Here is a 22,477-nt window from a genome sequence, read left to right as displayed (position 1 = left end):
CATGGAAACCTGTCACCCGAAATACGAGAACCTGATTCTCGCATGAGAGGAGTGTCATGCCCAAGGGATATGTCATCTTGACTGAGGACATCAAAGACCCGGAAGGGATGAAGGCGTACGGCAAGGCCGCCGGCGCCGCCATGGGCGGTGTCAAGGTGCTCGCCGTCGAGACCAAACCACAAGTGCTCGAGGGCAATTGGCACGGCCACCAGACCGTGGTGCTGGAGTTCGATTCGGTCGAAGCCGCGCAGGCCTGGTACGACTCGGATGCCTACCGCGCCGCACGCGAGCTGCGGCATGCCGCCGCCGACACCAACGCGGTGATCCTCTCCGGGTTCTGACCTACCCGGTCAGATCGACCGTCAGTTCGGGTTCGGTCGCGGCGACGATGTCGTCGGTGCTCACCCCGGGCGCCAGCTCACGCAGCACCAAGGTGCCGTCGCCGACGACGTCGATCACGCCGAGGTTGGTGATGATCCGGTCGACCACACCGACACCGGTCAGGGGCAGCGAACACTGCTTGACGATCTTGGGGCTGCCTGCGCGGTCGGTGTGCTCCATCAGCACGATGACGCGGGCCGCCCCGTGGACGAGGTCCATCGCGCCGCCCATGCCCTTGACCATCTTGCCCGGCACCATCCAGTTGGCCAGGTCGCCGGTCTGCGACACCTCCATGCCCCCCAGCACCGCGGTGTCGATGTGGCCACCGCGGATCATGCCGAACGACAACGCCGAATCGAAGAATGCCGCCCCGGGAAGGACGGTCACCGTTTCCTTGCCCGCGTTGATCAGATCGGCGTCGACCGCCTCGTCGGTGGGGTAGGGACCGGTGCCCAGGATGCCGTTCTCGGAGTGCAGGGTCACCCGCACCTCGGGCCGCAGATAGTTCGGGATCAGGGTGGGCAGCCCGATGCCGAGGTTGACGTATTCGCCGTCGATCATCTCGGCGGCGGCCCGGGCCGCCATCTGATCGCGGGTCCATCCGGTCGCGGTTGCTGGCTGGGTCATCAGTTCGCTTCCTCCGAGCGGACGGTCCGCTTCTCGATGCGCTTGTCCTGCGGACCGGTGTGCACGATCCGGTTGATGAACACACCCGGCAGATGCACGGTTGCCGGATCGAGCTCACCGGGCTCGACGAGCTCCTCGACCTGGGCGATCGCAATGCGGCCTGCCATCGCGCACAGCGGGTTGAAGTTCATCGCCGACCGGTTGAACACCAGGTTGCCGTAGGTGTCGCCGCGTTTGGCATGCACCAGGGCGAAGTCGGCATTGATCGACTCCTCCAGCACATACCGCTTATCGCCGAACACGCGAGTTTCCTTGGGCGGCGAGGCGATCGCCACCGAGCCGTCCTGCCCGTAGCGCCACGGCAGCCCACCGTCGGAGACCGCACTGCCCACCCCGGCCGGCGTGTAGAAGGCCGGTATTCCGGCGCCGCCGGCGCGCAGCCGCTCGGCCAGGGTGCCCTGCGGGGTCAGCTCCACTTCGAGCTCACCGGCCAGATACTGCCGGGCGAACTCCTTGTTCTCCCCGACGTAAGACGCGGTGATCCGGCGGATACGCCCGTCGGACAACAGAATTCCCAACCCGTAGTCGTCGACGCCGCAGTTGTTCGAGAACACCTCGAGGTCGGTCACGCCCGCGTCGAGGAGCGCCTGAATCAATCGGTCGGGGATGCCGCACAGTCCGAACCCGCCCACAGCCAGCGTGGCTCCGCTGGGGATGTCGGCGACCGCGCTGGCAGCCGACTCGTACACCTTCGAAGTCATCGTCCCCTTCCCAACGTCAGCAGGTGTTCACTGGGTAAACGCGCCTGCGTGCCGGGTTCCCACTCAACAAGCAGCTCTGTGAGCAGTCAACCATCCACGCCAAACCGCGATGAAGATGTTCGCAGTGCGGTAATCGATCGCCATGGCGTCCACTCAATGAACGCTAGGATCGACATCCGTGGCCGACCGACCCAACGTAGTCTCGCGCGTCGCGGCGTTGTTGGGTGCCGTCGGTGCCGCGGAACCGACGGGCGCGTCGACGACGGAGGTGGGCCGGGCGACCGACCTCGCCCGCCCGACCGCTCACCGGCTGCTCACATCGCTGGCCGAGGTCGGGCTGATCGACCGCGATGCCAAAACCGGGCGCTGGTTGCTGGGTCCCGAGATGTATCTGCTGGGCGCGGTCGCCGCCAACCGGTACGACGTCACCGACAAAGCCCGCGAAGTGGTCGCCCGCCTGGCCGCGGAGACCGGTGAGAGCGCGTTCTTCTCGGCCCGGCGCGGTGACGAGACGGTCTGTCTGCTCAGCGTGGAGGGCAGCTTCCCGCTGCGCTCCCACGTCTTGCGGGAGGGTATCCGGTTCCCGCTCGGGGTGGCATCCGCCGGGCTGGCAATCCTGAGCCACCTGCCCGCCGACGAGGTCGACGACTACTTCTCCCGAGCGCTACCGGGAGCCGCCTGGGGCGGCGACCACACCGAGGAGTCGATTCGCGGCCGGATCGAGGCGACCCGGCTCACCGGATACGCGGTGAACCCCGCCCTGATCGTGGAAGGCAGCTGGGGCATCGCGGCGGCGGTGTTCGACCGGAATGACCGTCCGGCCTGGGCGCTGAGCCTCACCGGGGTGGAAACCCGGTTCCGCGCCGACCGGCGCCACGACCTCGGCACACTGCTGCTTGAGTCGGCGCATCTGTTGTCCGGGCGCCTCGGCTCGTAGCGGCCGCAGGCCTCACCAGCGCTTTCGACCAAATCTGCACACGACTTGCCCAAAGCGGTATTGGCATTCTCTTAAACTGCAAGTACGGTATCCAGCGATGGACCACCTATCCCACACGTCGTCGGGGATCCCACTGGAGCCGGTATATGGACCGGCGGACCGCAGTGGCGATCCTCCCGCTCCGGGCGAGTTTCCGTTCACCCGGGGCAACTTCTCCAGTGGATACCGCGGACGGTTGTGGACCTTCCGTCAGTATTCCGGCTTCGGCACCGCCGAGGAGTCGAACGAGCGCTATCGCTACCTGCTCGAGCAGGGCGGAACCGGGCTGTCGGTGGCCCTCGATCTGCCGACCCAATGCGGCTACGACTCCGACGACCCGGAGTACGGCGAGGAGGTCGGCCGGGTCGGCGTCGCGGTCGACACCCTCGCCGACGCCGAGATCCTGTTCGACAACATTCCGCTGGACAAGATCAGCACCAGCTTCACGATCAACGGCACGGCCGCGATCCTGCTGGCGTTCTACGTCGCCGCCGCGGAGAAGAAGGGCGTGCCGCGCGAAAAGCTCACCGGGACAATCCAGAACGACATCCTCAAGGAGTACGCCTCCCGCGGAACGTGGATCTGGCCGCCGGAGCCGTCGCTGCGCCTGATCGCCGACACCATCGAATTCTGCGCGGCCGAAGTCCCGCGGTTCAACGCGATCTCGGTCGCCGGGGCGCACTTTCGCGACGCCGGCGCCAACGCCGTGCAGGAGATGGCCTTCACCCTCGCCGACGGCGTCACCTACTGCGACACCGTCGTCGAGCGCGGCCGGATGACCATCGACCAGTTCGCGCCCCAGATCTCGTTCTTCTTCTACACCCACGGCGACTTCTTCGAGGAGATCGCCAAATACCGTGCCGGACGGCGTCGGTGGGCGACGATCGTTCGGGAGCGGTGGGGCGCCAAGACCGACAAGGCCGCGATGTTCCGGTTCGGCTGCGTGTCCGGTGGCGCGTCGTTGTACGCGCCGCAGGCGCAGAACAACCTGGTCCGGGTGGCGTACGAGGCGCTGGCCTCGGTGCTCGGCGGCGTGCAGTCGATGTTCACCGCCGCGTGGGACGAGCCGTTCGCACTGCCCAGCGAGGAGTCCGCGACGCTGGCGCTGCGCACCCAGCAGATCCTGGCCTACGAGACCGGTGTGGCCCGGGTAGCCGACCCACTCGGCGGCTCCTACTTCGTCGAGGCACTGACCGACGCCACCGAGGAACGCATCATCGAGATCATGTCCGATCTCGAAAGGCACGGCGGCATGGTGCAATCCATCGAGGACGGCTACCTGCAGGGCCTGATCGCCGACGAGGCCTACAAGATCCATCAGGACGTTGAATCGGGCGTCCGGCCGGTGGTCGGGGTGAACAAATTCGTCGTCGACGAGCCCGCGCCGGACCTGGCCACCTACGAACTCGACGCCGAGGGCCGCGACAAGCAGTTGCGGCGGCTCGCGAAGGTCAAGGCCGAGCGCAGTGAGCTTGCGGTCAAAGAAGCATTGGCAGCCCTTTCCGCTGCCGCGGAAGGTGACGACAATCTGATGCACAAGCTGATCGATTGCGCCAACGTCTACTGCACCGTGGGCGAGATGGTGTCCACGCTGAAGTCGGTGTGGGGCGAATTCCAGCAGCCGGTGGTCTTCTAGTGGGCGCCCGTGTGTTGGTGGCCAAGCCGGGCCTGGACGGCCACGACCGCGGAGCCAAGATCGTGGCCCGCGCGCTGCGCGACGCCGGCTTCGAGGTGATCTACACCGGAATCCGCCAGCGCATCGAGGACATCGTGTCGATCGCGCTGCAGGAAGACGTTGCGGTGGTCGGCCTTTCGATTCTCTCGGGCGCACACCTGGCCTTGACCAAGCGGACCGTCGACGCGCTTCGTGAAGCCGACGCCGGCGACATCGCGGTGATCGTCGGCGGCACGATCCCGCAGAGCGATGTGTCCAAGCTGCTGGAAGTCGGTGCGGCCGCGGTGTTCCCGACCGGAACGTCGCTCGACAAACTGGTGGCCGACGTCCGCGCGCTGACTTCAGAACAGGTGGGGTGAGTAATGCGTCTTGGCGTGATGATCGGCGCCGAGCGCGGCGATATGGCCCGCAAGGTGAAGAAGCTGCTCGAAGACATCGAGTGGGCCGAGGCCGCCGGCTTCGACACCGCATGGATGCCCCAGGTACCCAACGACTACGACGCGCTGACGATGGTCGCGCAGATGGGCGCCCGCACCTCACGCATCGAGCTGGGTACCGCGGTCGTTCCGCTGCAGGCGCAGCACCCGATCGCACTGGCCCGCCAAGCCCTGTCGGTGCATGCCGGCAGCGGTAACCGGTTGGCGCTGGGTGTGGGGCCCTCGCACCACTGGATCATCCGCGACATGCTGGGCCTGCCCTACGAGAAGCCGGCGTCCTATACCCGGGACTATCTCGAGGTCCTCAACGCGGCGCTGGCCGGGCCGGGTGACGTCGACGTCGAGAACGACACGTTCACTGTGCACAATCCGACTGTGCTGCAAGCAGACTCACCGCTTCCGGTGCTGCTGGCCGCACTCGGTCCGGTGATGCTGCAGATCGCGGGTGAACTCACCGACGGCACCGTGTTGTGGATGGCCGACGAGCGGGCGATCGGCGACCACATCGCACCCCGGATCAATAAGGCCGCCGAGAACGCCGGCCGTCCTGCTCCGCGCATCGTCGCCGGAATCCCGGTGTGCCTGTGTGCGAACTCCGAGATCGACGCGGCCAAGGATCGGGCCAACCGGATCCTGGCCGAGGCCGAGACGTCGCCCAATTATCAGAAGCTGCTGGACCGCGGCGATGCGCGCGACGTCGGCGACCTGTGCGCCGCCGGTGACGCTGAGACGATCCTGCGGCGCTTCAAACAGTTCGCGGACGCCGGCGTGACCGACCTGTCGGTGCGGCTACTGCCGATCGGGGAGACCCGTGACGAGCTCGTAGCGTCGAAATACCGTACCCGCGAGGTGATCGCGCAACTCGGCGCCGAGGTTCGATGAAGGAGGCCCCGATGAAAGGGCCATTGTCCGGCGTCCGCATCCTCGAGGTCGGCACCATGCTGGCCGGGCCTTACGCCACCATGCTGCTGGCCGACCTCGGCGCGCAGGTCATCAAGATCGAGCCGCCCGGCGGGGAGATCTCCCGTCAGGTCGGGATGAGCTATTTCGCGAGCCTGAACCGCAACAAGCGCAGCGTGTGCCTGGACCTGGCCTCCGAAGCCGGCCAGCGGCGGCTGGGTGAGCTGGCCGCGGAATGCGATGCGCTACTGGTCAATATGAAGCCCTCGGTGATCCGCCGGTTCGGTCTCACCTACGACGCACTGCGGGTGCACAACGAGAAGATCGTGTGTGTTGCGCTGACCGGCTACGGCCTCGACGGCGGTGACGACCCAGCTTTCGACTATGTGATCCAGGCGGCGACCGGCGTCGCCGCGATGACCGGCGACCCGGACGCGCCGCCGACCCTGCCGGGTTATTCGTCGGCCGACAACTCCACCGGGTTGACTGCGGCGCTGGGGCTCTTGGCGATGATCGTCTCCGGTGAGGGCGGCCAGGTGGACGTCTCGCTGCGCGACGTCATGTTCTCGCAGCTGAACTATCGCGCTTCGGCGTACCTCAACGACGGCGTGCATCCCCGCCGGCACCCGTTCGGTGCGCATTCGTTTTATGTTCCCGCGCAGCTGTTTCCGACTGCTGAGGGGTACCTGGCGCTGTTCGTCACCCACGACGGCTTCTGGAAGATCTTCGCCGCGGAGGCCGGGATCGTCGGCTTCCCGACGATGGCCGAGCGCGCCGCGCGCCGGGACGAGGTTCTGGCGCTGGTGACCGGTGCACTGGCCGCTGACACCGCAGCCGGCTGGGAAGCCCGGCTGCGTCCACTTGGCATTCCCGCGGCTGCGGTGCGCTCGCTGCCCGACGCCCTGGAGGCCACCCCGGAGGTGATCGTCACCGCCGGGGATTACCGACTGGTGGGCAGCCCGGTGCGGGTGGTGGGGTACCGGCCCGACTATCTGCCGCCGCCGGTGCTCGACGAGTTTCAGTCGTCGTAGCTGACGGTGACGTCCGTCTGCGGCACGCCCTGGCAGGTGAGGATCAGGCCCTCGTCGATCTCGCCCTCGTCGAGCACCTCGTTGACCCGCATCGTGACCGTGCCCTCGGTGACCGTCGCGATGCAGGTACCGCAGTTGCCGGCCTCGCAGCTGTACGGCGGGGTCAGGCCGGCGCGGCGGGCGGTCTCCAGCACCGTCTCGCCTGCGTTGACCGGCATCGTCACCGTCTTACCGTCCAGCGTGATCGTCGCCGTACTCACTTCACTCCTCTGCTTTCGCGCAGTATCATTCTACCCAGGCGAGAATACAGTTCTCTACTGGCGATAGTATGTTCTCATTTGTTGACCTGTCGATGGGATTGTCACTGACCATGTGCGAGCGGACCGTGCCGTGAGCGATGTGAGGGTGCTTGCCTTCGAGGACCGCATGTACACACGATCTCAGGTCGATGCGCTGTCCGCGGGACTGGCCGGCGCCCTCGCCGACCGCGGAGTGCGAGCGGGCCAGCGCGTCGCGCTCATGTCGTCTACTCGGCCCGAGTTCATCTTTGCCGTGCACGCCATCTGGCAGCTCGGCGCGTCGGCGGTGTTGATCAGCCCGGCCTGGAAGTCCACCGATGTCGGTCACGCGCTGGAGGTCTCGCGCGCCGACCATGCCGTGGGGGACAACCCGGTGCTGGCCGATCTGATGCCGATGCTCAGCCTCGACGAGCCCGTCGACCCGGCGGAACCCACCGCGGTGCAGCCACCGCCCGAGTCCGACGCCGTACTGGTGTTCAGCTCGGGCACCACGGGCATGCCGAAAGCGGTTCGGCACACCCATGGTTCGCTGGCCGTGAGCATCCGGCACTGGCGTCACGCTCTGGGGCTCACCGCGGTCGATCGCATGCAGATCGCTACGCCGCCGTCGCACATCCTCGGTCTGCTCAATATTGCCACCGTGCTCGACACCGGCGCCTGGATGCGGCTGCATCGCCGGTTCGACATCGACGCGATGCTGCAGCACATCCAGGACGACCGAATAACTGTCGAAATGGCCGTCGCACCAATTGCATTGGCGATCGCATCGCATCCGAAACTCGAATCTTTCGACCTGTCCTCGCTGCGCTACATCATGTGGTGCGCCACCCCGGTCACCATCAGCGTGGCCGAGGCGGTAACGCAGCGGACCGGCGTCGGCTGGATCTCGGCCTACGGCACCAGTGAGGTGCCGGTCATCGCGTGCTGCCCGCGCGACGCGGCCCGCCTGGACACCGTCGGTCGTCCGATCCCGGCGGTGCGCATCGTGTCCACGGAGACCGGCGAGCCGGTCGAGCCGGGAGCAGTCGGCGAGATCGAGGTGCGCTCGGATTCGGCGATGGCCGGTTACCTGCCTGCCGACGCCACCGCAGAGGCGTTCGATGACGGCTGGTATCGCACCGGTGACATCGGTTACCTCGACGACGGTTGGTTGCGAATCACCGACCGGCTCAAGGAGATGGTGAAGGTCCGCGGCTTTCAGGTCGCACCGGCCGAGGTCGAGTCGGTGCTGCACGGCCACCCGGCCGTGCGGGACTGCGCGGTGTTCGGCGTGCCCGACGAGGCGGACGGAGAGGCCGTCGTGGCTGCGGTCGCTGTCGACGAACCGGTCAGCGCCGACGAGCTGGGTGTGCTGATCGCCCAGAAGCTGGCGTCTTACAAACGTCCCCGTGACATTGTTTTCGTGCCCGAAATTCCGCGCCTGCCATCGGGCAAGGCGTTGCGGCGAATTCTCAAGGAGCAGTATGGACGCACGTCTGACCAGTGAGCAGCAACAGCTGCGCAATGCCGCCGCCAAGCTGGCCGATGACTTCGGGCCGGGCTCCGTCGCGGACCTGGACGACGAGTCGCGGCGGGCCCGGCTGGCCAAGACCGTGGACGCGACCGGCTGGCGGTCCCTTCGATCCGACGGTGCCAGCGGCGTCGAAGTGGCTTTGGTGGCCGAGGAATTCGCCCGTGGTCTGGTTGATGTGCCGTTCCTCGGACCGGTGCTCGCCGACGATCTCTACCGGCTGCTGGAGGCCGAGCCGCAGCCGGCCACCATCGCGGTCGCCGACACGGCAATCGACGCCGATGGTCTCGGCGCGGCATTGCGCCTGGCCGGGAACACCGTCGAATCGGTGGGTGTCGGCGCGGCCCGCGAGGCAGCAGATCTGACGCGCGTCACCGCCGCCGTCTCCGGCTCGCCGGGCGTGTGCGGAGAGTTGACCACCGACCAGGCGCAGCGCTGGTATGCCCTGGCGCTGGCCGTGACGACAGCCGATCTGGTCGGCGCGGCGCGCGGCACCCACGTGCTGGCAACCGAATACGCCAAGGTCCGCGAGCAATACGGTTCGGCGATCGGTTCGTATCAGGCCGTCGCGCACATGCTGGCTGAGGGCCTGGCCCTCATCGAAGGGTCGGTCAGCGTGCTCCGCCATGCCGCCTGGGCCGTCGACGAACTGCCGGTCGAAGAGGCGGTCGAGGCCGCCCGGGTTGCCAAGATCTACTGCGCGCGGGCTGCACTGGCGGTCTGTGAGATGTCGATCCAGGTACACGGTGGAATCGGCAACACCTGGGAATGCCTTGCCCATGTCTATCTGCGTCGAGTGCTGGCGGCCACCGAGGCCTGGCCGGTCAAGTTGGAGGAGTTGACCATTGGACTTTCGTGATTCTCCCGACGAGGCCGCCTTCCGGGAGCGGCTGCGCGGCTGGCTGAAAGAACAGAAGGGCAGGTTCCCGACGTCGGGTGACGCCTATTGGGCCAAGGCGGGGGAGTGGCACCAGGCGTTGTATGCCGCCGGGTTCTTCGGCACCTCGTGGCCGAAAGGGTATGGCGGCCAGGGCTTGCCGACTGTATTCGATGTGATCGTCGACGAGGAGATCGCCAAGGCCGGAGCTCCCGCGCGTCCGAGCCTGGGCTACCTGGTGGTCGGGTTGAGTCATCACGGCAGTGAGGAACTGCGGCAACGCTTCCTGCCCGGCATGATCAACGGCACCGAGCGCTGGTGCCAAGGGTTTTCCGAACCCGGTGCCGGGTCGGACCTGGCGTCGCTGACCACGACCGCGACGCGTGACGGTGACGATTACATCATCAACGGCCACAAGATCTGGACCAGCTACTCCGATTGCGCCGACTGGTGTCTGGTGTTGGCGCGCACTGACAAAGATGTGCCCAAGCACAAGGGCATCTCAGCGTTCATCGTCACGATGCATCAGCCGGGCATCGTGCAGCGGCCGCTGAAGATGATCAGCGGTGTCACCAAGGAGTTCGGTCAGGTCGAGTTCGACGGTGCGCGCGTTCCGGCTGCCAACATGGTCGGCGCCCCGGGCGACGGGTGGAAGCTGGCCATGACGGTGGTCAGTCACGAGCGCGAGCCGTCGACGCTGGGGTTCTCCGCGCGATACGGAAAACTCGTGCGCCAGATGGCTTCCCGAGTCGACGGCCCCGCCCCCGACGAGCTGTCATGGGCCTGGGTGCAGACCGAGATGTTGCGTCTGCATGTGCGCCGGCGCCTGTCCGAGCAGCTTGACGGCATCAAGCACGGCCCGGACGGTTCCTTGGACAAGCTGCTGATGACCTGGACGGAGCAATCGGTGGGGCATGCCGCGCTGGCGACCGTCGGCACCGAGGATGAGGAGCTGTTCGGCGCCTATCTCTACAGCCGTGCCCAGAGCGTCATGGGTGGAACGTCACAGATTCAGAAGAACATCATTGCCGGACGAATTCTTGGACTGGGAGTTTAACGACATGTACGACATGCCAGATGAAATCGACGTCCAGGCTGACGGTGCGCTGCGCATCATCACGCTGAACCGTCCCGACGACCTGAACGCCGTCAACGACAACCTGCACGTCGGGCTCGCGAAGATCTGGGAGGCGCTCAACGAGGACGCGTCCGCACGGGCGGCCGTCATCACCGGTGCGGGCCGGGCCTTCTCGGCAGGCGGTGACTTCAACTACCTCGACGAGCTGCGCAACGATGAAGCGTTGCGGCAGAAGACGATCAAGCACGGCCGCGATCTCGTCATCGGCATGGTCCGCTGCCGCATCCCGGTGATCGCCGCCGTCAACGGCCCGGCCGTCGGACTGGGCTGCAGCCTGGCGGCGCTGTCCGATGTCGTCTACATCGCCGAGAACGCGTTCTTCGCCGACCCGCACGTCTCCATCGGCCTGGTCGCCGCCGATGGTGGCCCGCTGGTGTGGGGATCGCAGATCAGCCTTCTGCAGGCCAAGGAGTTCGCCCTGACCGGTGTGCGCATCAAGGCGCAGCGTGCGGTGGAGCTGGGGCTGGCGAATCACGTTGTCGCCGATCCGGTCTCCGAGGCGATCGCGTGTGCGAAGAAGATCATCGAGCTGCCGCAGCAGGCGGTCGAGGCCACCAAGCGGCTGATGAACCTCCAGCTGGAGAAATCGGTGATGGCCTCCCTGGACTACGCCAACCTCGCCGAGTACGTGTCGTTCGGCACCGCCGACTTCAACAAGATCGTCGACGGGCTGATCGCCAAGAAGTAGGGACTTCGTCCCGCGAGCAGACGCAGAATCGCCTGCAACCAGCTCATTTTGGACGATTCTGCGTCTGCTCGCGCGGTGGTGACCGCTACCTCGGCGGGAAGCGCAGCGCGCCGTCCAGGCGAATGGTCTCCCCGTTGAGGTAGTCGTTCTCGGCGATCGACAGCGCCAGCTGGCCGTACTCGACGGAGCGGCCCATCCGCTTGGGGAACGGCACCTGCGGACCCCAGTAGGCCTCCAGCTGGTCGGCGGCCTTGCCGTAGGCGGGGGTGTTGATGGTGCCCGGCGCGATCGCCATCACCCGGATGCCCAGCGGTGAAAGATCCCGTGCGGCAACCAGAGTCATGGCCACCACGCCACCCTTGGCGGCGGAGTAGGGCAGCTGTCCGATCTGGCCCTCGTACGCGGCGATCGACGCGGTGTTGATGATCACGCCGCGGGCGCCGTTCTCATCGGGCTCCTGGCGCGCCATTGCGGCCGCGACATGACGCATGACGTTGAACACCGCGGTCAGGTAGAAGGTGATGGTCTTGGTGAACGCTTCCATCTCCATGGGAGACCCGTCCTTGCCGACCAGCCGGCCGCCACCGGCCGGCCCACCGTGGGTGTCGACCGAGATGCGCAGCGGCCCGAGCTCTTCGGCCGCGGCGATGGCGGCTTGCACGTCGTCGTCACTGGTGACGTCGGTGCGGACGTAGGGGATACCGAGCTCGGCGGCCAGTTCCTTGCCCTTGTCATCGGCCAGGTCGGCGATGACGACCTGGACGCCTGACCCGTGCAGTTTGCGCACGGTCGCCTCGCCGAGGCCGCCCGCCCCTCCGAAGACGACGGCGGAACTCCCACTGATCTGCATAGCGTTACCCTTCTTGCAACTGACGCTCTCTACTTGTGAGAATAGTATTCTCATACCGGCTGAATTTGGTCAATCGCGCGAGGAGAGACTGTGCCCGAAGCTGTGATCGTGTCCGCATTGCGCACCCCCATCGGCACGGCCAACAAGGGGACGCTGCGCGATACCGACGCCTACCAGCTGGCCGACCACGTCGTCGGCGCGACGGCGGAGACACTCGATTCGCACGTCGACCGCGCCGACATCGACGACGTCATCCTCGGCGAGGGGCTCTATGGTGGCGGCGTCGTCGCCCGGCATGCCGCGATCACGGCGGGCTTGACCTCGGCGCCGGGCCTGGCCACGAACCGGCACTGTGCCGCGGGGCAGGCCGCCGTGCAGTGCGCCGCGGCGAGCATTCGTGCCGGTATGGACCGCCTCGTGATCGCCGGCGGCGTGAATTCGGCGTCGACGTCACCGCGCTTCACGCGTCGCGCCGGGGAAGAGTTCGTCGGCTGGTTCCCGCCGACCCATCCCGACCGCCCCGATGCGCCGAACATGGACATGGCCATCACTGTCGGTTGGAATGCCGCGGTGACGGCCGGGGTGACCCGCGAAGAGATGGACGCCTGGGCGTTGCGTTCACACCGCAATGCGATCGCGGCGATCGATGACGGCCGGTTCAAAGAAGAGATCATCCCGATCGACACGCCACACGGACTGTTCGACACCGACGAGCACCCGCGGCGCGACACCAGCATGGAGCGGCTGGCGAACCTCAAGCCACTGCATCCGGAGATCGAGGGCTTCTCGATCACGGCGGGCAATGCCTGCGGCGCCAACGACGCCGCGGCCGCGCTCGCAATCGCCAGTGGCGAACTCGGCCTGCCCGCGCTCGGCACCATCCGGTCCTGGGCCTCGGTGGGTGTCGACCCGGCCGAGACCGGCCTGGCTCCGGTGTCTGCGATCAAGAAAGCGCTTGGGCGTGCCGGTCTTTCGCTCGCCGATGTGGACCTGTTCGAGATCAACGAGGCCTTCGCCGCGATGTGCGTGGCCACCATCAAGCTGCTGGACATCGACCCCGAGCGGGTCAACGTCAGCGGCAGCGGGTGCTCGCTGGGCCATCCGGTGGCTGCCACCGGCGCGCGGATGCTGGTGACGTTGACTCACGAACTGCGCCGCCGCGGCGGCGGTGTCGCGGTCGCGGCAATGTGTGCCGGCGGCGGGATGGGCTCGGCGACGGTGATCACCGTCGCCGGGGGGTCGGCGACATCGGCAGGAGTTTCCGGTTCCTGAGCTAGCGTTGCCCTCCATGGACGTCGCCGAGCTGATCACTGCGGCCCGCAGCGGGAACACTCGCGCGGTCGGGCGGCTGTTGAGCCTGGTCGAGAGTGATCGCCGCGACGAGGTGCTCGCCGAGGTGGGGCCGGCCGTGGTGCCGGTGGTCGGCATCACGGGGCCGCCGGGAGCCGGGAAGTCGACGACGATCGCGGTGCTGGCCGCGGCGTATCGCGAACGCGCACAACGGGTCGCCGTGCTGGCGGTGGACCCGTCATCGCCGTACAGCGGCGGCGCGCTGCTCGGTGACCGGATCAGAATGGCGCAGCACATCAACGATCCCGACGTTTTGATCCGCTCGGTGGCCACCCGCGGTCATCTCGGTGGCCTGGCCGCCGCGGTACCCGCTGCCATCCGGCTGCTCGGTGCGCTGGGTTATGACGTCGTGCTGCTGGAGAGCGTCGGTGTCGGGCAGTCGGAGATCGAGATCGCTGCGGTCGCCGATCCGACGATCGTGATCCTCAATCCCGGTGCCGGGGACGCGGTCCAGGCCGCCAAGGCCGGACTGCTCGAGGTCGCCGATCTCGTGGTGGTGAACAAGGCCGACCGGGAGGGTGCCGCCCAGACGGTGCGCGACCTCAAGTTCGAGACGCACGTTCCGGTGCTGACGCTGATCGCCGCCCGCGCCGAAGGGGTGGGGGAGCTCATCGAGGCGATCGAGGCGCACCGGCGGGCCGATACCCCGCAGCGGCGCGCCGCGCGGGCTCGCGCGCAGGTGTTGTCACTGGCGCAGAGCCGACTACACAAGCATCCCGATCTCGACGCATTGGCACAGGCCGTCGCCGACGGCAGCCGAGATCCCTATAGTGCGGCCGAAGCGCTTATCGCCCAACGGGTTTCGCCGGGTGAACCCTGAGTCTTACTTGCGGGCGAAGCCCTGCGAGCAGAAGGTCCACACCTCGTCGCCGCTGATCGGCACGTGGACGTTCTCCTCGTCCTCCACCGAGCTGGACTGGGCGATGAACATGATGGTCTGCATCGTCATCGCCGCAATGCGGCGGGGATTGGCGTCTTCGCGCAGTTCACCGGCCGCCGCAGCCTCGATCATCAGTTCGGCGAACAGCGCCACCAGCGGTGCGTGAGCCACCTTGACCTCGGTGGGATGCGAGATCAGCAGCTGGGGGGCGAAGTCGGTGAACAGAGGCCGCCGGGCGGTCGGGTCCGGCCGGGAGAGTTCGAACAGCAGGGTGACGGCCACCTTGAGGCGGTCGAGCGGATCGTCCTGGGCCGACGTCGCCGCGCGGATCTGATCGGCGGCCCGGCTCAGGGCGTCCTCGAACAAGGCGAGGAGCAGCTCATGCTTGCCGTCGAACTGCAGATAGAAGCTGCGCAGCGACTGGCGGGACCGGTCGACGACTTCCTGCACGGTGAAGTCGGTGCTGCCCTTCTCGGTGATGATGGCCTGTGCGGCATCGAGGAATCGCTGCACGCGCTGTCCGGCGCGCACCTTGGCGGTCCGGATGGACCGCTCCACAGCGCGCTGCTTCCAGGCAGGCTCTTCGCTCGGGCTGTTCACCGCCGGGCTCGAGACGAGCGCGAACGGCTTCGGATGTAGCTCACGGTAAGAGAGTACTACTCTCAGCGACGAGAATTATGTTCTCATCTCAATAGGAACCAATATTTTTGTTCCGCACAGTCTAACGGGTGACCAGGCCATTCGCTGTCATGGCTTTCGTCACAGGTTTCCCAGCCGGGGCGCATGCCCCAGCGACCGGATGGCAGCCCCGGCTTCGCGGGTCAGATCGCGCGACGAACCGAGCAGTCCGTCCAGCACGAACACCCGCTTCACGTGCCGGTGCAGGTCGTGCTCGTCGGTGAAACCGATGCCGCCGAGAACCTGCTGGCAGTGCTTGGCTGCGGTCAGCGCGGCCTGGCCGGCGGCGGCCTTGCCCAGCGAACAGGCCAGCTGGCTTCCGTCATCGGTGGCCATCAGCAGAGTGGCCTCGGCGCCCTCCACCGCGACCAGGGTCTCGGCCAGGCGGTGGCGTACCGCCTGGAACGACCCGATCGGCCGGCCGAACTGAACCCGGTCGACGGCGTGCTGGCGGGCCAGGGTCAGCATCGCCCGTGCCGAGCCCACCAGCCACCAGCCCAGCGCGAGGCGCCCCTTGGCCAAGGGCACCTCGGTTCCGGCGTCGGTGGTGTGGACGGGCAGCTCGGGATCCATCGCCGACTGCACACCGTCGGTGCGCTCCCAGGTCACCCAGCGGCCGCCGGTGTACGGCAGCGCGATCGTGCCGCCGGGGGTGCTCCCGGCCGCCGCGAGCACCACATCATTGATCACGCCGGCGTGCGTGCCCGTCTCGCCCAGCAGTCGGAAGACCAAAGCTGTTGCTTCGTCTGGGATCTCGTCGAGCATCTCCAGCCAGCCAAGCTCGCGCAGGACTTCCTCGACGTTCGCAGACCCGGCTGCCGCCGCGGCGCTCATCGACTTCTCGAGCGTGTCGGCCAGCATCCCCAGTTCGCCGTCTTCCACGTCTCACTCCCTCCCGAGGTCGAGGAGCCGGCGAGCGATGATGTTGCGCTGGATCTCCGCGGTGCCGCCGTAGATCGTGGCCGAGCGCGAGTACAGGAACTCCGAACGCCAAGGCGTGTCGGTCAGTTCGAGGACGCCTGGCAGCACATCGCGTGCGGTGTCGTAGAGGCGCTGTTCGGCGCTGGCCAGCAGCACCTTGTCGATCGACGTCTCCGGGCCAAGCTTGGCGCCTTCGGCGAAGCGATGCTGTGTGCCCGCTGACCGGCAGCGCACGGTGTGCAGGGCTAGGAAGGCCGCCCCGAGTTCATCGTCGCCGGCGTCGGTCTCATCGGCGATCAGCCGGTCGAGCCGGGTGAAGAGATAGGAGATCCGCTGCCAGAAACACGTCGAACGCTCGAACGGCAACAGGTCGTTGGCCAGCCGCCAACCATCGCCGGGGTTGCCGAGCATGCGCTCGGCCGGTACCACCACGTCGTCGAAGTACACCTCACAGAATTCATCGACGCCGTGCATGGTGTGCAGTGGGCGCACCGTGATGCCGGGGGAGTCCATATCGATGAAGAACGCGGTGATGCCTTCATGCTTGGGTGTTTCCGGCGAACCGGTGCGGGTCAGCAGCACGCAGCGCTTGGAGAACTGGGCGAAGCTGGTCCACACCTTCTGGCCGTTGATCACCCACTCGTCGCCGCGCTGGGTGGCTCTAGTGCTCAGCGACGCCAGGTCACTGCCGGAGCCGGGCTCGGAGAAGCCCTGGCACCAGTGCTCTTCGCCGCGCAGGTAACGCGGCACCATCTCGGCGGCCAGTTCCGGACGGGCGTACGAAATCATCGTCGGGACAAGGACTTCCATCATCGAGTACGGGCCCGGTTCGGCGATGTTGCGGCCGAGCACCTCCTCGGCGACGATCATCCGCATGATCACCGAGCCGCCCAGGCCGCCCACCTCTTCGGGCCAGCCGTACCGCATCCATCCGGCGTCGTAGAGCGCCCGGCGTACCCGGCTCATCTGCTCGATGTGCGCGTCCAGCGAATGGTCCGGACCCGGGCTCAGGTCGTTCTCGTCGAGCCAGGCGCGCAGACCGGCGCGGAATTCGTCTGCTGTCGTGCCGGATTCGGCTACCGTGGTCATCCGCCCGCCGGCCGGCCGATCGCGTGTGGACGGCCCGAATCGTGCACACCGGTTCGCCGGATGAACGTCATCGCGCGGGTGTTCAGACGCCAGCCCGTCTCGGTGCGCAGATACGTGTCGCGGTAGTAACCGATACGCATGTCGTGCGCGGAATGCTCGATGAAGCACAGCGGCTGCGTGCCGGTGGCCTTGTCCGGGTCATTGTCGTCGAACTCGACCAGCGACTCCCCGGTCATGAACAAACCCTTGGGTGCGGCGTCGACGAGCTCGGGAAACCGCCCCAGCGAATAGGTTTCGCCGAATGCGCTGTAGGTTCCGTCCTCGGTGAAGACCTTCACCAGGTTCTCGACATCCAATTGGGTGATGGTCACCGCGTAGCGGGCGAGCAGCTGCTGGATCTCGACGATGTCGTCAGTCCGTTTTGTTGACATAGACTTTCCCGCCTTTCATGACGAAGCTGACGTTCTGGGTAACGGTGATGTCGGACAACGGATCACCGGGCACGGCGATGATATCGGCGAGCAGACCCTCGGCAATCCGGCCCCGGTCGGTGACGTTGATCAGGTCGGCGCCGACGACGGTGGCCGCCCGCAGTACGGCGGCCGGCGGCATACCCCATTCGACCAGGGTCACCAGCTCGTCGGCGTTCTTGCCGTGCGGGATGGCGGGGGCGTCGGTGCCGACGGCGATCTTGACGCCGGCCTCGTAGGCGGCTTTGATCGACGTCTCCGCCTTCGGGAACATCTCGGCCGCCTTGTCCTGCAACACCTTCGGTGCATGCGAGACATCCATCGCCTGCGCCAGCCGGCGGGTGGTCACCAAGAACCGGTCGTTGTCGACCAGCATCTGGATCGCTTCGTCGTCCATCAGGAAGCCGTGCTCGATGCAGTCGATGCCGCACGCCACCGCATGCTTGACGGCCTCGGCTCCATGGGTGTGCGCGGCGACCCGCAGCCCGCGCCGGTGCGCCTCGTCGACGATGACGCGCAGCTCTTCGTCCGAATAGTGTTGTGCGCCCGCTTCTCCGGTCAGCGACATGACGCCGCCCGAGCAGCACACCTTGATCAGCTGGGCGCCGTGCTTGATCTGATAGCGCACCGCCTTGCGGATCTCGTCGACCCCGTTGGCGATGCCCTCTTCGACGGTCAGCTCGAGCACGCCGGGCATGAACGCCGCGAACATCGTCGGATCCAGATGGCCACCGGTGGGGGTGATGGCATGCCCGGCCGGAACGATGCGCGGGCCGTCGATCAAGCCCGCGTCAATCGCCTTGCCCAGTGCGACGTCGAGCAGGTAGCCGCCGGTCTTGACGAACAGGCCGAGGTTGCGCACCGTCGTGAACCCGGCCCGAAGTGTGCGTCGGGCGTTGCCGACCGCACGCAGCACCCGGGTCGGCGGGTCGTCCTGAACCTGGGAAAGGCCGGGGTTTTCGCCCCGGCCACCCATGAGGAGGTTGACCTCCATGTCCATCAGGCCCGGCAGGAGGATGGCATCCCCGAGGTCGACAATCTCGCCCTCGGGGGTGCCTCCGACAGAAACGATCCGGTCACCGTCGACCTTCACGATGCCGGGGCGGACGATCTCGCCCGCGTCGACGTCGACGTACCCGGCAGCCTTCAGGGTCAGCACGCTCAGACCACCGGCTCCTTGATCAGCTTGATATAGGCGGCACCGCTGTCGAGCACGCGGGGCTGCTTCCACACCTCGATCGGAAAGCTCACCTGGACGATCGATTGTCCTAGATGTACCAGAGCCTTGGCGTCTTCCGGCATGCCTTTGAGCGGAAACCGGGCGTCGACGTAGACCATGATGTCTTCCAGCCGCGCCATACCGGCGTCGTACAGCTCCTGCATCTCTTCCATCGACGAGCTCAGGCGCTTCTGGTAACGCTCTTCCTCGGTCGGCAGGCACCAGTCGCTGAAGCGTTCCAGGTCGGCGAATTCTTCTGGCAGCTTAGGCATTTGCTGGATCCTTCTCTTCAGCCTTCGAGCTCAATGCGGCAGCTGAGCCGTTCCCGTTCCCGGTGGCCAATGATTCTTTGTACCGGTCGACGTACTTGTGGGCGGTGTGGTGCAGGTGGCGCAACAGGATCTCCTGGTCGCACAGCGGGAAGTCGAGTACGGCGCGGGTGCCGATCTGCGTCTGCGTGGCTTCCAACGTGTTCGCGTCCTGGAACGCGTACTCCTTGAACGTCACCGCGGCCAGCTCCTGGGAAAGACGCTCGCGCAGGTTCTTCGGCGGCACGAAGTACAGGTCGGCCTCGAAGATGTGAGAGTCCACGCCGGTGGGCCAGTAGTTGTAGGTCAGGTACCAGCCCGGTGCCCAGAACAGCAGTGTGAAGTTCGGGAAGAACTCGAACGAGTCCTGGCCCCACGTCGAGTGCCGGCCGGGGTTGATCGCCGGTGGCAGCTCGTCGGGCAAGATGCCCTTGATGTCGGGGCGGTCCCACGGCCCGAACAGGCCGCTGTGCAGGATCCGCTCGATCGGCTTGACCATCTTCAGGTCCTTGGGCGGACTCATGCCACCCCAGGACGAGATCATCGAGTGGTCGCCCTTGATGTCGTAGTGCAGCGCCTCGAAGCCGAACTTGGCGAGCTTCTCGGCCTCCTCCTTCTCCGCCTGCTTCATGTGCAGGATCGGCGCGTGGTAGAACTCGACGAACGCGTCGATGAACAGCTTCCAGTTCGAGTTGACCGTGGCGCGGTAGCTGTAGTGCTCGGTCATCTCATGGAACGGATAACCCTTAAGGCCCTGACCGAACTCGCCGAGGTACTCCTCGAGCGAGACGGCGTTGTCGTCGAAGTTGACGAAGATGAAGCCCTCCCACACCTCGCAGCGAACCGGCTTGAGCGGGTAGTCGGCCTTGTCGATGTCGAAGAACTCCTGCTCCTGCTGGATGAAGGTCAGGTTGCCCTGCAGGTCGTAGCGCCACGCGTGATACTTGCAGACGAACTGACGGCAGCTGCCCGCAACCTCTTCGCCGGGGTAGTCGTTCCACACCAGCTTGTTTCCGCGATGGCGGCACAGGTTGTAGAAGGCCCGGACCTGCTCACCGTCGTTGACGATGACGATCGACGTGCCCGGTCCGACGGACGGCAACTCGCGGGTGATGTAGCTGCCCTTCTTCGGGATCAGCTCCACGCGGCCCATCTGCAGCCAAGTCTTGCGGAAGATGGCCTGCTGCTCCAGCTTCCAGTGCTCGGGATCAATCGAGTCCTCGTAGTTGACCGGAGCGGTGCCGAGTTCCGGCCAGTTCTCGGTCCAGCTGCCGACATCCGGCTTCTTGAAAAATGCCACGTACTTACCTTTCGTTCTCGAGCTGTACGCCGAAAGTGTTGAACGCCATGGCCAACATGCCGTAGGCGCCGACGGTGAAGACGAAGTCCATGCGCTGACGTTCGGTGAGGTGCTCGCCGAGGGCAGCCCAGGTTTCGTCGGTGAGATTCGATTTGTCCTCGAGTTCGTCGGTGGCCTGCACGACCAGCCGGTCGAGCTCATCGTTGGCGCCGCCGTTGCGGATGGCCTCGACGTCGGCGTCGGTCAGCCCTTCCGCCTTCGCCATCTCGACGTGGTGATCCCACTCGTAGGTGCAGTCCCGCCGATGCGCCACCCGCAGGACCGCCACCTCACGCAACCGGGCCGGCAGTGTGGAGCGGAACAGCAGGTAGACGTTGAAGCCGAGGTATGCCTTGGTGAGCTCGGGATGCCGGACGAGCGTGGACAGCGCCGTACCGGCCCCCTCGGGGTTCTGCCGATCACGGGGCAGCATGCCTTTGAGCGCGAGCTGCACCTCGTCGTCCCACTCATCCGCTGGCAGCGGTGTCAGGCGCATCGGCAACCCCCTCTCAAGGTGGAGAATCACATTCTCATATCCGGATAACAGATTTCCACGATCTTGCCGGAAGGTCAATCCCCGCACGTGAGCAGGGCGGAAAATTCGAGGTCGGCCAGGCGTGTCGGCGGGTCAGCGCACGGGCCGGACGCGCCGGTAAGGCGACTGCCGGATGTTGATTCTCGCGGAATGAGAAGCTAGTTTTCATTAGAGAGGCCCGCGACGGAAGGAGCCGGTATGCGCAAAGAGGACATGATCCTGATCAGCGTCGACGATCACATTGTCGAACCGCCTGACATGTTCGCCAACCACCTGCCGAAGAAGTACGCCGACGACGCACCCCGGCTGGTGCACAACCCGGACGGGTCGGACATGTGGCGCTTCCGCGACATCACGATCCCCAACGTCGCGTTGAATGCGGTGGCCGGCCGGCCCAAGGAGGAGTACGGGTTGGAACCGCAGGGTCTCGATGAGATCCGGCCGGGCTGTTACAACGTTGATGAGCGGGTCAAGGACATGAACGCCGGGGGCATCCTGGGCTCGATGTGTTTCCCGTCGTTCCCCGGCTTCGCAGGCCGGTTGTTTGCGACCGAGGATGCGGAGTTCTCGCTGGCGTTGGTGCAGGCCTACAACGACTGGCATGTCGAGGAGTGGTGTGGCGCGTATCCGGCGCGGTTCATTCCGATGACGTTGCCGGTGATCTGGGATCCGGTGGCGTGTGCGGCGGAGATCCGGCGCAACGCCGCGCGTGGGGTGCATTCGTTGACCTTCACCGAGAACCCGGCGGCGATGGGCTATCCGAGTTTCCACGACTTCGAGCACTGGAAGCCGATGTGGGACGCCCTGGTCGACACCGACACCGTGCTCAACGTGCACATCGGCTCCTCGGGCCGGCTGGCGATCACCGCCCCGGATGCGCCGATGGACGTGATGATCACGCTGCAACCGATGAACATCGTGCAGGCGGCCGCGGATCTGTTGTGGTCGCGGCCGGTCAAGGAGTACCCCGACCTCAAGATCGCCCTGAGTGAGGGCGGCACCGGCTGGATCCCGTATTTCCTCGAGCGCGCCGATCGCACCTACGAGATGCACTCGACGTGGACCGGGCAGGATTTCAAGGGAAAGAAGCCCTCGGAGGTGTTCCGGGAGCACTTCCTGACCTGCTTCATCTCCGATCACGTCGGGGTGCAGCTGCGCAACGACGTCGGCATCGACAACATCTGCTGGGAAGCCGACTACCCGCACAGCGATTCGATGTGGCCCGGCGCCCCCGAACAACTCGACGAGGTACTCAAGACGCACAACGTGCCCGACGACGAGATCAACAAGATGACCTACGAGAACGCGATGCGCTGGTACCACTGGGACCCGTTCACCCACATCTCCAAGGAACAGGCCACCATCGGCGCGCTACGCAAAGCCGCCGAAGGACACGATGTCTCCATCCAGGCGCTGTCGAAGAAGGAGAAGACCGGCGCCAACTTCGCCGACTTCGCGGCGAACGCCAAGGAGCTGTCCGGCAACAAGGACTGACAAGGTCCGCGGGGCCAGGGCGCCGGTGCAGAAACGGGAGACCG

At 66.3% G+C, this 22,477-nt stretch carries 25 protein-coding genes; 13 read left to right on the top strand and 12 right to left on the bottom strand.

Features of this window, described 5'->3' with window-relative positions; genetic code table 11:
- Nucleotides 1-56: 56 nt before the first annotated feature.
- A complete protein-coding gene (locus AB431_RS21905) occupies nucleotides 57-341 on the top strand; it encodes a DUF1330 domain-containing protein (RefSeq protein WP_047331708.1) in 285 nt (94 codons plus the stop codon).
- A gap of 1 nt (nucleotide 342) precedes the next feature.
- Here AB431_RS21905 and AB431_RS21900 read toward each other — a convergent pair whose 3' ends face one another.
- Entirely contained in the window at nucleotides 343-1,008 is a 666-nt protein-coding gene (locus AB431_RS21900) for a CoA transferase subunit B (protein ID WP_047331707.1), read from the bottom strand.
- A complete protein-coding gene (locus AB431_RS21895; protein ID WP_047331706.1) occupies nucleotides 1,008-1,769 on the bottom strand; it encodes a CoA transferase subunit A in 762 nt (253 codons plus the stop codon). Before AB431_RS21895 ends, AB431_RS21900 begins: the two co-directional genes overlap by 1 nt.
- Nucleotides 1,770-1,947: 178 nt before the next feature.
- On the opposite strand from AB431_RS21895, the gene AB431_RS21890 reads away from it, so the two are divergent.
- From AB431_RS21890 to AB431_RS21870, 5 genes are all read left to right on the top strand, one after another.
- Nucleotides 1,948-2,706, top strand: a complete 759-nt coding sequence (locus tag AB431_RS21890; protein WP_047331705.1) for an IclR family transcriptional regulator — start codon at nucleotides 1,948-1,950, stop codon at nucleotides 2,704-2,706.
- 97 nt (nucleotides 2,707-2,803) lie between these two features.
- On the top strand, nucleotides 2,804-4,381 hold the full coding sequence (locus AB431_RS21885; protein WP_047331704.1) for a methylmalonyl-CoA mutase family protein: 1,578 nt from the start codon (nucleotides 2,804-2,806) through the stop codon (nucleotides 4,379-4,381).
- Nucleotides 4,381-4,779, top strand: coding sequence for a cobalamin B12-binding domain-containing protein (locus AB431_RS21880; protein ID WP_047331703.1), 399 nt, complete (start codon nucleotides 4,381-4,383; stop codon nucleotides 4,777-4,779). The genes AB431_RS21885 and AB431_RS21880 overlap by 1 nt, the downstream gene beginning before the upstream one ends.
- Before the next feature lie 3 nt (nucleotides 4,780-4,782).
- On the top strand, nucleotides 4,783-5,739 hold the full coding sequence (locus AB431_RS21875; protein ID WP_047331702.1) for an LLM class F420-dependent oxidoreductase: 957 nt from the start codon (nucleotides 4,783-4,785) through the stop codon (nucleotides 5,737-5,739).
- Nucleotides 5,740-5,750: 11 nt separating this feature from the next.
- Nucleotides 5,751-6,788, top strand: a complete 1,038-nt coding sequence (locus AB431_RS21870) for a CaiB/BaiF CoA-transferase family protein (protein WP_235435729.1) — start codon at nucleotides 5,751-5,753, stop codon at nucleotides 6,786-6,788.
- Here AB431_RS21870 and AB431_RS21865 read toward each other — a convergent pair.
- Nucleotides 6,776-7,048: a 2Fe-2S iron-sulfur cluster-binding protein gene (locus AB431_RS21865; protein WP_047331700.1), complete on the bottom strand. Its 273-nt coding sequence runs from the start codon at nucleotides 7,046-7,048 to the stop codon at nucleotides 6,776-6,778. The two genes, AB431_RS21870 and AB431_RS21865, sit on opposite strands and share 13 nt — an antisense overlap.
- Nucleotides 7,049-7,214: 166 nt before the next feature.
- Between AB431_RS21865 and AB431_RS21860 the strand changes: the two genes are divergently transcribed.
- From AB431_RS21860 to AB431_RS21845, 4 genes are read left to right on the top strand one after another with little or no spacing between them, the layout of a single operon-like run.
- Nucleotides 7,215-8,573 (top strand): class I adenylate-forming enzyme family protein, encoded by a 1,359-nt coding sequence (locus AB431_RS21860; RefSeq protein ID WP_369803081.1) that lies wholly within the window; start codon nucleotides 7,215-7,217, stop codon nucleotides 8,571-8,573.
- Nucleotides 8,551-9,456, top strand: coding sequence for an acyl-CoA dehydrogenase family protein (locus AB431_RS21855; protein WP_047331699.1), 906 nt, complete (start codon nucleotides 8,551-8,553; stop codon nucleotides 9,454-9,456). Before AB431_RS21860 ends, AB431_RS21855 begins: the two co-directional genes overlap by 23 nt.
- Entirely contained in the window at nucleotides 9,443-10,531 is a 1,089-nt protein-coding gene (locus tag AB431_RS21850; RefSeq protein ID WP_047331698.1) for an acyl-CoA dehydrogenase family protein, read from the top strand. Before AB431_RS21855 ends, AB431_RS21850 begins: the two co-directional genes overlap by 14 nt.
- Before the next feature lie 4 nt (nucleotides 10,532-10,535).
- Nucleotides 10,536-11,300 (top strand): enoyl-CoA hydratase/isomerase family protein, encoded by a 765-nt coding sequence (locus AB431_RS21845; protein ID WP_047331697.1) that lies wholly within the window; start codon nucleotides 10,536-10,538, stop codon nucleotides 11,298-11,300.
- An 85-nt stretch (nucleotides 11,301-11,385) separates the two neighbouring features.
- Here AB431_RS21845 and AB431_RS21840 read toward each other — a convergent pair whose 3' ends face one another.
- Complete coding sequence (locus AB431_RS21840; RefSeq protein ID WP_047331696.1) at nucleotides 11,386-12,150, bottom strand: SDR family NAD(P)-dependent oxidoreductase; 765 nt, start codon at nucleotides 12,148-12,150, stop codon at nucleotides 11,386-11,388.
- Nucleotides 12,151-12,240: 90 nt separating this feature from the next.
- On the opposite strand from AB431_RS21840, the gene AB431_RS21835 reads away from it, so the two are divergent.
- Both AB431_RS21835 and meaB read left to right on the top strand, forming a co-directional pair.
- Complete coding sequence (locus AB431_RS21835; RefSeq protein WP_047331695.1) at nucleotides 12,241-13,422, top strand: thiolase family protein; 1,182 nt, start codon at nucleotides 12,241-12,243, stop codon at nucleotides 13,420-13,422.
- A gap of 16 nt (nucleotides 13,423-13,438) precedes the next feature.
- A complete protein-coding gene (gene meaB, locus AB431_RS21830) occupies nucleotides 13,439-14,320 on the top strand; it encodes a methylmalonyl Co-A mutase-associated GTPase MeaB (RefSeq protein ID WP_047331694.1) in 882 nt (293 codons plus the stop codon).
- 3 nt (nucleotides 14,321-14,323) lie between these two features.
- Here meaB and AB431_RS21825 read toward each other — a convergent pair whose 3' ends face one another.
- From AB431_RS21825 to AB431_RS21790, 8 genes are all read right to left on the bottom strand, one after another.
- Nucleotides 14,324-14,980, bottom strand: a complete 657-nt coding sequence (locus AB431_RS21825) for a TetR/AcrR family transcriptional regulator (RefSeq protein WP_047331693.1) — start codon at nucleotides 14,978-14,980, stop codon at nucleotides 14,324-14,326.
- A 159-nt stretch (nucleotides 14,981-15,139) separates the two neighbouring features.
- Nucleotides 15,140-15,919, bottom strand: coding sequence for an acyl-CoA dehydrogenase family protein (locus tag AB431_RS21820; protein ID WP_047333680.1), 780 nt, complete (start codon nucleotides 15,917-15,919; stop codon nucleotides 15,140-15,142).
- 24 nt (nucleotides 15,920-15,943) lie between these two features.
- Nucleotides 15,944-17,068 (bottom strand): acyl-CoA dehydrogenase family protein, encoded by a 1,125-nt coding sequence (locus AB431_RS21815; protein ID WP_047331692.1) that lies wholly within the window; start codon nucleotides 17,066-17,068, stop codon nucleotides 15,944-15,946.
- Nucleotides 17,065-17,499 (bottom strand): nuclear transport factor 2 family protein, encoded by a 435-nt coding sequence (locus tag AB431_RS21810; RefSeq protein WP_047331691.1) that lies wholly within the window; start codon nucleotides 17,497-17,499, stop codon nucleotides 17,065-17,067. Before AB431_RS21810 ends, AB431_RS21815 begins: the two co-directional genes overlap by 4 nt.
- Nucleotides 17,480-18,697, bottom strand: coding sequence for an amidohydrolase family protein (locus tag AB431_RS21805; protein ID WP_047331690.1), 1,218 nt, complete (start codon nucleotides 18,695-18,697; stop codon nucleotides 17,480-17,482). The genes AB431_RS21810 and AB431_RS21805 overlap by 20 nt, the downstream gene beginning before the upstream one ends.
- A gap of 2 nt (nucleotides 18,698-18,699) precedes the next feature.
- The gene (locus AB431_RS21800) at nucleotides 18,700-19,029 is read right to left on the bottom strand and encodes a hypothetical protein (protein ID WP_047331689.1); all 330 of its coding nucleotides are present in this window, start codon (nucleotides 19,027-19,029) and stop codon (nucleotides 18,700-18,702) included.
- Nucleotides 19,022-20,365 (bottom strand): aromatic ring-hydroxylating dioxygenase subunit alpha, encoded by a 1,344-nt coding sequence (locus tag AB431_RS21795; protein ID WP_047331688.1) that lies wholly within the window; start codon nucleotides 20,363-20,365, stop codon nucleotides 19,022-19,024. The genes AB431_RS21800 and AB431_RS21795 overlap by 8 nt, the downstream gene beginning before the upstream one ends.
- A 4-nt stretch (nucleotides 20,366-20,369) precedes the next feature.
- Nucleotides 20,370-20,900, bottom strand: coding sequence for a carboxymuconolactone decarboxylase family protein (locus AB431_RS21790; RefSeq protein ID WP_047331687.1), 531 nt, complete (start codon nucleotides 20,898-20,900; stop codon nucleotides 20,370-20,372).
- Nucleotides 20,901-21,137: 237 nt separating this feature from the next.
- Here AB431_RS21790 and AB431_RS21785 point away from each other — a divergent pair, with 237 nt between their 5' ends.
- Nucleotides 21,138-22,433, top strand: coding sequence for an amidohydrolase family protein (locus tag AB431_RS21785; protein WP_047331686.1), 1,296 nt, complete (start codon nucleotides 21,138-21,140; stop codon nucleotides 22,431-22,433).
- Nucleotides 22,434-22,477: the final 44 nt, after the last annotated feature.

It is taken from the genome of Mycobacterium sp. EPa45 (genome assembly GCF_001021385.1).
Classification (GTDB): Bacteria; Actinomycetota; Actinomycetes; order Mycobacteriales; family Mycobacteriaceae; genus Mycobacterium.
This window is presented reverse-complemented; position numbering and strand designations above follow the sequence as displayed.

What these genes read in the sequence shown, in the direction of transcription:
- AB431_RS21790 (WP_047331687.1), bottom strand. Translation starts at nt 20,900, where the DNA reads ATGCGCCTGACACCGCTGCCAGCGGATGAGTGGGACGACGAGGTGCAG.
- AB431_RS21870 (WP_235435729.1), top strand. Translation starts at nt 5,751, where the DNA reads ATGAAAGGGCCATTGTCCGGCGTCCGCATCCTCGAGGTCGGCACCATG.
- AB431_RS21875 (WP_047331702.1), top strand. Translation starts at nt 4,783, where the DNA reads ATGCGTCTTGGCGTGATGATCGGCGCCGAGCGCGGCGATATGGCCCGC.
- AB431_RS21895 (WP_047331706.1), bottom strand. Translation starts at nt 1,769, where the DNA reads ATGACTTCGAAGGTGTACGAGTCGGCTGCCAGCGCGGTCGCCGACATC.
- AB431_RS21845 (WP_047331697.1), top strand. Translation starts at nt 10,536, where the DNA reads ATGTACGACATGCCAGATGAAATCGACGTCCAGGCTGACGGTGCGCTG.
- AB431_RS21810 (WP_047331691.1), bottom strand. Translation starts at nt 17,499, where the DNA reads ATGTCAACAAAACGGACTGACGACATCGTCGAGATCCAGCAGCTGCTC.
- AB431_RS21905 (WP_047331708.1), top strand. Translation starts at nt 57, where the DNA reads ATGCCCAAGGGATATGTCATCTTGACTGAGGACATCAAAGACCCGGAA.
- AB431_RS21885 (WP_047331704.1), top strand. Translation starts at nt 2,804, where the DNA reads ATGGACCACCTATCCCACACGTCGTCGGGGATCCCACTGGAGCCGGTA.
- AB431_RS21820 (WP_047333680.1), bottom strand. Translation starts at nt 15,919, where the DNA reads ATGCTGGCCGACACGCTCGAGAAGTCGATGAGCGCCGCGGCGGCAGCC.
- AB431_RS21860 (WP_369803081.1), top strand. Translation starts at nt 7,215, where the DNA reads ATGTACACACGATCTCAGGTCGATGCGCTGTCCGCGGGACTGGCCGGC.
- AB431_RS21840 (WP_047331696.1), bottom strand. Translation starts at nt 12,150, where the DNA reads ATGCAGATCAGTGGGAGTTCCGCCGTCGTCTTCGGAGGGGCGGGCGGC.
- AB431_RS21800 (WP_047331689.1), bottom strand. Translation starts at nt 19,029, where the DNA reads ATGCCTAAGCTGCCAGAAGAATTCGCCGACCTGGAACGCTTCAGCGAC.
- AB431_RS21785 (WP_047331686.1), top strand. Translation starts at nt 21,138, where the DNA reads ATGCGCAAAGAGGACATGATCCTGATCAGCGTCGACGATCACATTGTC.
- meaB (WP_047331694.1), top strand. Translation starts at nt 13,439, where the DNA reads ATGGACGTCGCCGAGCTGATCACTGCGGCCCGCAGCGGGAACACTCGC.
- AB431_RS21900 (WP_047331707.1), bottom strand. Translation starts at nt 1,008, where the DNA reads ATGACCCAGCCAGCAACCGCGACCGGATGGACCCGCGATCAGATGGCG.
- AB431_RS21855 (WP_047331699.1), top strand. Translation starts at nt 8,551, where the DNA reads ATGGACGCACGTCTGACCAGTGAGCAGCAACAGCTGCGCAATGCCGCC.
- AB431_RS21815 (WP_047331692.1), bottom strand. Translation starts at nt 17,068, where the DNA reads ATGACCACGGTAGCCGAATCCGGCACGACAGCAGACGAATTCCGCGCC.